Genomic DNA, 9303 nt, shown 5'->3' with positions numbered 1-9303 from the left:
ACATGCACTTCGAAGACGGCAACCGGCGGTTCACGCACGGAACGATCACCCTGATCGACACCGACGGCTCCAAACGTCCGCTGACGGTCACCGCCGCCGGCCCCACCGGCTTTCATCTCGGCACCGCGGGCTACTACGGCTGGAACGACTGGGTGTACGGCCAGTGGGTCGGCGACCTGAAGGTCGAGGGCAGTCACGTCACCGACTGCGACAGGCCCGAGAACGCACGTCAGCTGCACCAGCTGCGGGACCTGTTGGTTCGGATCGACGATCCGGTCGGCGGCGGCACCGGGCTGGGCAATGCCGAGACCTTTGCGCTCGGCGCATTCCCGGAACGCGGACTGACCAACGAAAACTCTTTTCTGTGAACGGAAATCGACAAGACATCTCGCGGGTGTGCTTCTAGCCCGGACGAGAGTAGGGTCGGCACAATCAGCGGTGCTTCTCACGCGAAATTGAGGTTGTCGTTCAGAGGGTTTGGTTGGCTTGACCGGAGGCATATTCTCGGCTGTCCGGGCGTCGTCGGTCGACGCCTTACGGCTTCTACTGGAGAAGTCGACCACCCAGGCGCCCGCCGTGTCGTTCATTGTTCTCGAGCCGGCCGACCAGATGAGTCACGAGCGGCTACAGCAATGGGTGGGCTCGTCGTTGCCGCAACTGACTCGCTTTCGCAGCAGGCTGGTGGACAGGCCGTGGGGGCTCGGCCCGCCATTTTGGACCGAGATCGACAGGTATGACCCGTCGTCGCAGATTCACCGGGCAACGCTGCAGGCGCCGGGTGGTCAGCGCGAATTCGCCGACCTGACCGCGCACTTGAGTGCGGAATCACGTCATCAACGCGAAATGCTCTGGGAAGCCTGGAGCATTGACGGTCTGTCGGGTGGCCGGTGGGCGCTGGCGCTGCGACTGTCGCCGGTACTGAGCGAACGCGGCGTCGGTGCGGCGGCCGTCTGGTCACGGTTACTGCGCTCTGATCCCCACCACGCCGGCAGCGACGATCAGCCAAGGCAACCGAGTCCGGGCAAACCTGCGGTAGGTGAACTCGTAGCCGAGGTGATCAGCGAGCTTCTCGAATTCCAATTCAAGGGTGTCTACCTCGTCGCGGAGACCGTCTCTGGTCTGCTGCACGTGGTGCGCAGGCAGCTGGGCGGGACGAATCGTGTCGACGAACGCGATTCGGTGCCGCCAGCGGTGTCATCGATGCGTGGTCCAGTTCCACGCAATGCGTTCAGCGCACCCCTGACCGACCGCCGGGCCGTCGCATTCGCCTCGATCTGTCAAGCCGATCTGGAGGCGGTCAGCACCGCGTTCGGCGGCGACGTCACGAATGTATTGCTGGCCGCCTGCACTCTGTCGCTGCGTGCTTGGCTGCAGCGCTACGACACCGTGCCCGACGATCCCCTGGCGATGTGGATGCCGCTCGCCCAATCAGGCGCCGCACCCGGCGAAGATCGAGAGTTGCCGATCGCGGCCCAAATCCGCATCCCGGTACAGCTCGGCGATCCCATCGAGATACTGACCAACCTTCACACTGCTACCGAGCAGATGAATACCGCGCATTCTCACGATGACGACAACGAACACTTCACCGGTAACACAGCGGCCATTACGTCGTTGATCCCGTCGACGGTGCTCCACGCGGGTATGCGAATCGTCAAAACACTGGATGTGCGGCAACGACTGACGCCGATCTCACACGGCAGTGTCTCTCCCGATTCGGGTCCGTCGTGGCCTGCGTACTGCGCCGGCGCGAAGGTCATCGGTATGTATACCGTGACGCCGCTGCTGGAAGGTTGCGGGTTGACCATCACGCCAACGACCCACGGCGAGCAGATGCATCTGACTGTGTGCGTGTGTCCGGACAATGTGCCCGGGGTCGACGAGATAGCGACCGGAATTGTCGACGCGCTCGACACCCTGGTGGCAGCCGCACGCAAATCCCCTCGCGGACAAGGCCGTTCGGTCGTCACCGAGATGGCAGCGCACACCAGCAAGCGCCGGCAAGCACGCGGTTATTGACCGTCGTGCGGGCTAGTGGTGCAGCAGTCGGTCGATTGTCGATTCGTTGTTCGGCCCTGCCGCGGACATCATGATGTCATGTGCGTGCTCTGGGTCGGTGCCAGTCGGTACCACCAAGAGGGCGAGCTTGGTGTGATCGATGCCGACCACTTGAATGGTGTTGCCGGGTTGCTGGTAGTAGCCGCTGAGTCGGACCATATCGTCGCCCGCCGGGAATTCGGTCGGCGCTGTCGCCCAGTCGGCAAAGTTGTATGTCACGCGATCGATTGGGCCCAGTCGTATCGAGAGCACTGCCAACAAATCTGGAAGTTCGATCGGAAGGTCGTCGCTGTGCGGCCACCACGCTCCATCGACGCTGCCGGCAGTGGATCCCTTGGGCTTCAACCGCAGGCGGGGTGTGATCCGGGGTCGGGTGCGCGTCGAATCTGTTGAGCTTCGGCCACTTCGTAGCGTCATGCGACGCTCCTGTCTTGGCCGCGAATCGACCAACTCATTCGAATCGGCGACGACACAATCTCAAACGGCTGCGTGCGAAATATCGCCGGTGCATACGAGGCTACACGCCGCGTGTACTGTCGGCAGGGGAACGCTCTTGGTCTGCGGTGATTCTGCGGTGGCTCGCGGCCGAATGTGAAACATGCGATCGCATCCGATTGTCGATCCTGGAATCCCGCGGAGATCAACATCGAGGACAAGGAATCGCGTATGGACCGCCAGTCCAAACGGGAGGTGGCCGCGGAGCTCGAAGTCGAGATCACCGACCCGACGACGTTGGAATTCCAGATTGCTGTCGCGCCGCACCCGAATACCGAAGTGTCAGAACGGTTGTCGTTTGAGCTGGACGGTAAACCCGTTCAGGCCTTGGAGATCAGCGGTACGCACGGTAACCGCATCCACAAGTTCGATGTGCCGGTGGGCTACCTGACTGTCGACTATGCCGCCACGATCGTCGGCCGGACCGACCCGGCGCCGGTGACCGAACACGACCTGTCAATGTATCTGCGTCCCAGCCGGTACGCCGAGGCGGACAAGCTCTATGGTTTTGCCGCAACGGAATTCGGTAGCTACGCGGATTCGACGAGTCTGCTGGAGCGAGTCTCCCTCTGGGTGGGCACCCGGCTGAACTATGTACCGGGCTCGAGCGACCCGATCGATGGAGCGGTGGAGACCCTGCTCGCCGGCGCCGGGGTGTGTCGCGACTACGCGCATCTGGTGGTGGCGATGCTGCGGGCGGTCAAGGTGCCGGCCCGCGTGGTGTCGGTCTATGCGCCGGGCCTGTATCCGATGGATTTTCACGCGGTCGCCGAGGCGTTCGTGGGTGGTCAATGGCGGGTCGTCGACGGAACTTTGCTGGCGCCTCGGCAGTCGCTGGTGCGCATCGCCACCGGGCGCGACGCCGCCGACATCGCCTTCCTGGACAATCACCGAGGAGCGATCATCCTGCACAAGTTGGCGGTGACGGCGATCGTGGACGGCGATCTGCCCATCGACTCGATCGACCAACTGGTGTCCATCGGCTAGCGGGCCCGGTGCGCCAATACTCGCAAATCGGCTCCCATTGGTGGATGGTGGAGGTATGACCCCGCCACCTCGACGTCCGGGCACTGCGATTAATGCCCGATCCTCGCTCGGCTAAATGTGGCGATCGCTGAACAGCTGCGCGCGGCCCTCGACGGCCGGCGTGGTCTAGCGGCAGCTGATTCACTCTGCGAGGCCTGCGTGACGTTGTTCGGCATTGATGCTGCGGCCATTTCACTGGTCTTCTCGGGGGTCACCAGCGGAACGTTCGGCTCCAGCAACGCGGCCGCGCGCGACTATGACGAACTCCAGTTCACCATTGGCGAGGGTCCGTGCCTGGACTCCGTCTCGACGCGTGGCCCCGTCCTCGTTCCAGACCTCGCCACACCCAACTTCATTCGGTGGCCGCTGTACCGCCCCGCCTTGCTCGATTACAAGATCCGGGGAGTCTTCGCGATTCCGGTCGTGCTGGCCGGCGAATTCGTCGGCGCCCTGGACCTTTTCAAGAAACTGCCCGGCGAGCTACACGTTGACCAGCTCGCCGGCGCTGTCATCGCCGCCGAGCTGGCCGGCGCCCCTCTGCTGGACCACATGCAGTCCGACCTGCAGGCCGCCGTCAACGACCCTTACAGCGGCGCCTGGGCCGACTTCAACGCGCTAAGCCGCACTGAGGTGAGTCAGGCCACCGGCATGATCGTCGCCCAACTCGGGGTCGAACCCGCCGAGGCGTTGGTACGCCTGCGCGCCCACGCCTACTCCACCAACCGCAGCGCCACCGAGGTCGCCCGCGACATCCTCGACCGGCGACTGCGACTCGAAGCCGATTAATGCCATGCGAAAAGGAGGGCAAACGTGACCGAAACCCCTCGTGAAACTCGGGTACTGGATGCGGTTGTATCGCTCGTCGACAGCCTGCTCGACGACTTCGACATCGTCGAACTGCTCACCGAGCTCACCGAACGTTGCGCAGACCTCTTGGATATCGCGGCGGCGGGATTTCTGCTCGTCGACCCATTGGGTCAACTACGCTTGCTGGCCGCGACCTCTAATCAGACGCGCGAACTGGAACTCTTTCAATTACAGGCCGACGAGGGACCCTGCGTGGAGTGCTATGCCACCGGCCAACCGGTTTCGGTGGCGGATCTGAGCACCGCGACCACCCGATGGCCGCGCTTTGTTCCGGCCGCGCGCGAGGCGGGCGTCGCCTCCGTACACGCGGTGCCGATGCGGGCCGCCGGCATCGTGTTGGGCTCTCTGGGTTTGTTCGGCGGCCGGCCCGGCGAACTCAGCGAGTCCGATCTCCTGCTTGGGCAGACGCTGGCGCATGTCGCGTGCGTGGCGATCCTGCAGGAACACCCGCCGACGCCCGCGACGGTGATACCGCAGCTGCGGTCCGCGCTGACCCACCGCATCGTCGTCGAGCAGGCCAAGGGCTTCCTGCGCGAACACTTCGACATATCGGTCGACGAGGCATTTACGCTGCTACGCAGGTACGCGCGTGCCCACGGCGATCACCTGACCGACGTGGCACGGCAGTTAATGGCAGATCCCGGCGCCCGTCCGGCGCTGCTGCACAACTTGACTCAACTGGCTTAGCGCTGTGCCCGCCGCGCATGGACGCGCCGCACGGCGTCGTCGACCAGTCGTGCCGCGACCACCCGCAGCTTGACGTTGCCGCTTTGACTCATCTGGACGAGCCGGCTGAACGCCACCTCGGCGCTGACACCCGACCGGCTGCGGATGATGCCGACCGCCTGATCGATCACCGCACGGTGATCCAGAGCCTGCTCCAGCTTTTCGGCACGTGATCGAGCGCCGGCCAGCAGGCCGGCGTTGTAGATCGACACCGCCGCCGGCCCGGAGAATTGCGTTCCCAACAGCACGGCGTGTTCGCCGAACGCGTCCTGGCCGTCGGCATAGCAGTTGATCGCGCCGATCACGTGCTCGCCGACTATCAGCGGCAGCGACAACGCGGAATGCACGCCCATCCTTGCGACCCGGCCACCGAAGTGCGGCCAGCGATCATCGGCGCCGAGCGATCCACTGACCGTGGCTCGCCGCGACTGCATGCACGTGATGCACGGCCCCTCGTGCAACTCGTCGTATTGAACGGCGTCGATCGTGTGAACGAACCCCGCTGTGGCAGAGGTACTCTGTAGCGTCGGGCGACCTTTGCCCAGCTCGATCAACGCAACTCCGGCGCCGTCGACCCCGGGAATGGCCTCAGCGGCGAATGCGGCGACCTCGCCCAGCAATTCGAATACGCCGCGGCCGCCGGCCACCATTCCTGCCAAACCGCGCAGTCCGGCGCGCAGGTCGAGTTCGTCCGCTTCCCTTTGGGCGGTGGACAATTCGGTCTGGTCTGGTGGTTCGCGACCAGGCTGGGCGTCAAAATCGGGCATGAGCTACGGCAATATTAGATCACCAGTGCCAGCGCGTGGGCGCGACGCAGTTTTCCCGACGGCGTTTTCGGGATCATTCCTGGCTCGAGCACAACCACGTTGCGGGGACGGACATCGACCTCGGCGACGACCTCGTGGGCAACTTGACGCTCGACGCGGCGCACCTCGGCTGGGTCCTCCCAGGCATTGGCTTCGACGGCAACCGCGAAAGTCTCCCGCGGGTGGCCCGCCTTCAAGCGGACCGCGACGGCACAGCCGGGCCGGACCCCGTGGACGCGGGCGGCGGCACGTTCGATGTCCGTCGGGTAGATGTTGCGCCCGGCCATGATGATCACGTCTTTGACCCGGCCGCACACCACCACGTTGCCGGTCTCGGTGAGATAGCCCAAATCGCCGGTGTCGTACCAGCCGTCGTGATCCTGCGCAGATACGAAACCGGCGACCGTCGTATAGCCCAGTGTCACCGGTTCGCCACGCACGTGGATGACGCCGACGCTGCGAGCGGGTAGCACCTTGCCGTCCCGGTCGACGATCTGAGCTTCCAGCCCCTTGAGTGGACGACCGAGGGAGGCCAGCCGCCGGGTTTTACCCCTGGACGCCGGGACGGCCCGGTGCAGCATCGCGAGCAGGTCGGCGTCTACTTCGTCGACGGTCAATCCGCGGCCGCACTCGGTGAACGACACGGCCACCGTTGTCTCGGCCATGCCGTAGGCGGGCACCAGGGCTTCGGGCCGCAACCCGAACGGCGCGGCGGCTTCGCACAGATCCACGACGTCGGCCGGGTCCACTTGCTCGGCGCCCGAGAGCGCCCACCGCAACGTTGACAGGTCGAACTGCCCGGGCTGAGCCTGCCTGCGCAGGCGTTTGGCGAACATCGTGTAGGCGAAGTTGGGCGCCGCGGTCATGGTGCCCTGGTATTTGTCGATGAGCCTTGCCCACAGCAGGGTGTCGCGCAGGAAGTCCATCGGCGTGACCTTGACCAGCTCGACGCCGAAGTACATCGGGACCGTCAGGTAGCCGGTCATGCCCATGTCGTGGAAGCACGGCAGCCAGCTCACGATCACGTCGGATTCGACATCGACGTCTGCGCCGACGAACATCGCCTCGGCATTCGATACGACGTTGCGGTGACTGATCCGGACCGCCTTGGGGGAGCCGGTCGAACCGGAGGTCAGTTGTAGCAGCGCGACGTCGTCGTCGTCGGTGTCGACGGGCTCGGTCGGCGGGTGGTCGAGTAGCTGTTCGACGGTCAGCACCTGCATGCCCAGCTCGGATAGCAGCGGTGCCGCGGCCATGAACGGATCGGAGACCACGACGGCCTTGGCGTCGATCATGTTGATGACGGCCGTGGTCTCGTCGGCCCAGCGTTGCAGGTCAGTGCGTGGGGTGGGCTGATGCAGCATCGTGAGGCTGGCGCCGCGCATCCAGATGGCCTGTGCGGTCGGGGCGATCTCGACAGGCGCGCCGGCCAGCGCCGCGACCGCATCGCCGTGCCCTACGCCGGCGGCGGCCAGACCGCCGGCAATGCGGCGGCTTCGCTCGTGCACCTGGCCCCAGGTGTGCCGGACAGGTGCGTCCGGCTCCCCGGTGACCATGCCCTTGCAGCTGCTCTCGGCGTTGTCGTACATGGTCTGGGTGAATCGGCTCACTACAAATCCCCTGGCTCTCACGCGGGCGGTGCGGAGCCGTTTCAGCAGGTGAACCGGCGGTCGACGAGGACTCCAGTACACAACAGCAGACCTGGTTTGGCGGCCTACATCGACGCGCGAGCGCTGTTCAGCGGGGAAATTCGATCGCCGCCGCGATGTTTCCGAGAGGCTGGAGTGTCAACCGTGAATGTCGGTACCAAGCCGACTGCCGCCTCTGTCAATTATTCGGCGGAGCTGTTATGCACCTGTACCCCGACCGAAACCGCTTGCCAAAGCCGAGTAGTTCAGCACCAGCTAATTTCTAGATCTCCTAACGAGTGCTCAGCGCAACGGCGATACTTCGCGGCATGGACAGCGAAACCAACGGCTACGGCGACGTCTATCCGGTGAACAGTGACGATCACGCCTGAGACATTCACCACCCGCGGCGTCGGCGGCACTCGCATCGTCGCCGACCGACTGGGTGACCCGGAAACGCCGGCCGTGGTGTTCCTGCACGGTGGCGGCCAGACCCGCCGGTCATGGGGCAAAGCGGCCGCGGCCGTCGCCGAGCGCGGTTGGCAAGCAGTGACGGTCGACTTCCGCGGCCACGGCGAGTCGGACTGGTCGGAAGACGGCGACTATCGGCTGGCCAGCTTCGCGGGTGACGTGCAGGAGGTGCTGCGTCAGCTGCCCCCGCGACCGGTACTGGTCGGTGCATCGTTGGGTGGCTTCACGACAATGCTTCTGGCGGGCGAGATTTCACCCGGCATCGCCCGCGCGGTGGTTCTGGTCGACATCGTGCCGAACATGAATCAGTCCGGCGCTAACCGAATTCACACCTTCATGGCCGACCGGATGAAGACCGGGTTCGAGTCGCTCGACGAAGTCGCCGACATGATCGCCGAATACAACCCGCATCGGCCGCGGCCCACGGACCTGAATGGCTTGCGCACCAACCTGCGTCGCCGCGGCGACCGCTGGTACTGGCACTGGGATCCGAGGTTCATCAGCGAGAAGGCATCGCTTCCGCCGATCGAACTGTCCGATGTCGACCGGATGAACGCTGCGGTAGGAGCGATCCTGGCCGGTGGCGTGCCGATGTTGCTGGTCCGCGGCCAAGTGAGCGACCTGGTCAGCCAGGACCGTGCCGACGAGTTCCTGGCCCGCTTCCCGCAAGTCGAGTTCGTCGACGTCCAAGGCGCGGGACACATGGTGGCCGGCGACCGCAATGACCTATTCGCCGACGCGGTGCTGGATTTCCTTGTCCGTCAAGGGGGTTAGCGTTACACCCGGTCGTTGGGCGGCCAGTAGCTTTGGTCGTTGAGGAGTACGCCATTGTCTGCACCGAGGTCGATGGCGGCGTTGATGATGACGCGGTCGATCTGGCGCAGTGAGTGCAGTGCGGCCAGCAGTCGCCGGCGTTCCGGCGCCATCGGCTGATCGTGTTGCTGTCTGGCCAGACTCTCGGCGGCGTCGATGAAATCGGTGGACGGAAACACTGTTGCGGGCTGGTTGAACTCCAGCGAGGTGATCAGCACGTCGATGTTGCCGCGAATCTGTGTGGTGGTCGCCATGACCGCGTCGGCGAGTTCCGGGGAGGCATCGATCGGTGTTTCGCTGCTGCGGACCAGAATTCGCGCATAGCGGTCGGACGCGGCGAGCATCCTCACGCCGTGCCGCATGCTGCGGCGCCCGGCCAGGCCCGCCACTCCGGCGCTCAGCGGCTTGGCGCT

At 64.8% G+C, this 9303-nt stretch carries 8 protein-coding genes and 2 pseudogenes; 6 read left to right on the top strand and 4 right to left on the bottom strand.

From position 1 onward, the window contains the following. Positions 1-368 (top strand): annotated as a pseudogene (locus tag VGH54_RS01575) (hypothetical protein); the annotation flags it as partial. Between the two features lie 118 nt (positions 369-486). Further along, a complete protein-coding gene (locus VGH54_RS01570) occupies positions 487-2019 on the top strand; it encodes a wax ester/triacylglycerol synthase domain-containing protein (protein WP_331510178.1) in 1533 nt (510 codons plus the stop codon). A gap of 12 nt (positions 2020-2031) precedes the next feature. Here VGH54_RS01570 and VGH54_RS01565 read toward each other — a convergent pair whose 3' ends face one another. Continuing rightward, positions 2032-2475 carry a DUF5994 family protein gene (locus tag VGH54_RS01565; protein ID WP_331510177.1) on the bottom strand — a complete coding sequence of 148 codons (444 nt, stop codon included), beginning with the start codon at positions 2473-2475 and terminating at the stop codon, positions 2032-2034. A gap of 249 nt (positions 2476-2724) precedes the next feature. Here VGH54_RS01565 and VGH54_RS01560 point away from each other — a divergent pair, with 249 nt between their 5' ends. The 3 genes from VGH54_RS01560 to VGH54_RS01550 all read left to right on the top strand — a co-directional run bounded on the left by VGH54_RS01560 (position 2725) and on the right by VGH54_RS01550 (position 5133). Continuing rightward, on the top strand, positions 2725-3540 hold the full coding sequence (locus tag VGH54_RS01560; RefSeq protein ID WP_331510176.1) for a transglutaminase family protein: 816 nt from the start codon (positions 2725-2727) through the stop codon (positions 3538-3540). A 117-nt stretch (positions 3541-3657) separates the two neighbouring features. Further along, positions 3658-4365: a GAF and ANTAR domain-containing protein gene (locus tag VGH54_RS01555; protein WP_331510175.1), complete on the top strand. Its 708-nt coding sequence runs from the start codon at positions 3658-3660 to the stop codon at positions 4363-4365. A gap of 24 nt (positions 4366-4389) precedes the next feature. Further along, positions 4390-5133 (top strand): GAF and ANTAR domain-containing protein, encoded by a 744-nt coding sequence (locus VGH54_RS01550; RefSeq protein ID WP_331510174.1) that lies wholly within the window; start codon positions 4390-4392, stop codon positions 5131-5133. Here VGH54_RS01550 and VGH54_RS01545 read toward each other — a convergent pair. Further along, positions 5130-5939 carry a GAF and ANTAR domain-containing protein gene (locus VGH54_RS01545; RefSeq protein WP_331510173.1) on the bottom strand — a complete coding sequence of 270 codons (810 nt, stop codon included), beginning with the start codon at positions 5937-5939 and terminating at the stop codon, positions 5130-5132. The two genes, VGH54_RS01550 and VGH54_RS01545, sit on opposite strands and share 4 nt — an antisense overlap. A 14-nt stretch (positions 5940-5953) precedes the next feature. Next, on the bottom strand, positions 5954-7588 hold the full coding sequence (locus VGH54_RS01540; RefSeq protein ID WP_331510172.1) for a fatty acyl-AMP ligase: 1635 nt from the start codon (positions 7586-7588) through the stop codon (positions 5954-5956). Positions 7589-7987: 399 nt separating this feature from the next. On the opposite strand from VGH54_RS01540, the gene VGH54_RS01535 reads away from it, so the two are divergent. After that, entirely contained in the window at positions 7988-8851 is an 864-nt protein-coding gene (locus VGH54_RS01535) for an alpha/beta hydrolase (protein WP_331510179.1), read from the top strand. Between the two features lie 2 nt (positions 8852-8853). On the opposite strand, the pseudogene VGH54_RS01530 reads toward VGH54_RS01535, so the two are convergent. Then, positions 8854-9303, bottom strand: a pseudogene (locus tag VGH54_RS01530) (FUSC family protein); the annotation flags it as partial.

The organism is Mycobacterium sp. (genome assembly GCF_036488105.1).
In the GTDB taxonomy this organism is placed as follows: Bacteria; Actinomycetota; Actinomycetes; order Mycobacteriales; family Mycobacteriaceae; genus Mycobacterium.
Note: the sequence above shows the minus strand (reverse complement) of the source record. Positions and strands in the feature narration are given on the sequence as shown.

Excerpts from the sequence above, each read along its gene's own strand:
- VGH54_RS01565 (WP_331510177.1), bottom strand. The coding sequence starts at position 2,475 with ATGACGCTACGAAGTGGCCGAAGCTCAACAGATTCGACGCGCACCCGA.
- VGH54_RS01560 (WP_331510176.1), top strand. The coding sequence starts at position 2,725 with ATGGACCGCCAGTCCAAACGGGAGGTGGCCGCGGAGCTCGAAGTCGAG.
- VGH54_RS01545 (WP_331510173.1), bottom strand. The coding sequence starts at position 5,939 with ATGCCCGATTTTGACGCCCAGCCTGGTCGCGAACCACCAGACCAGACC.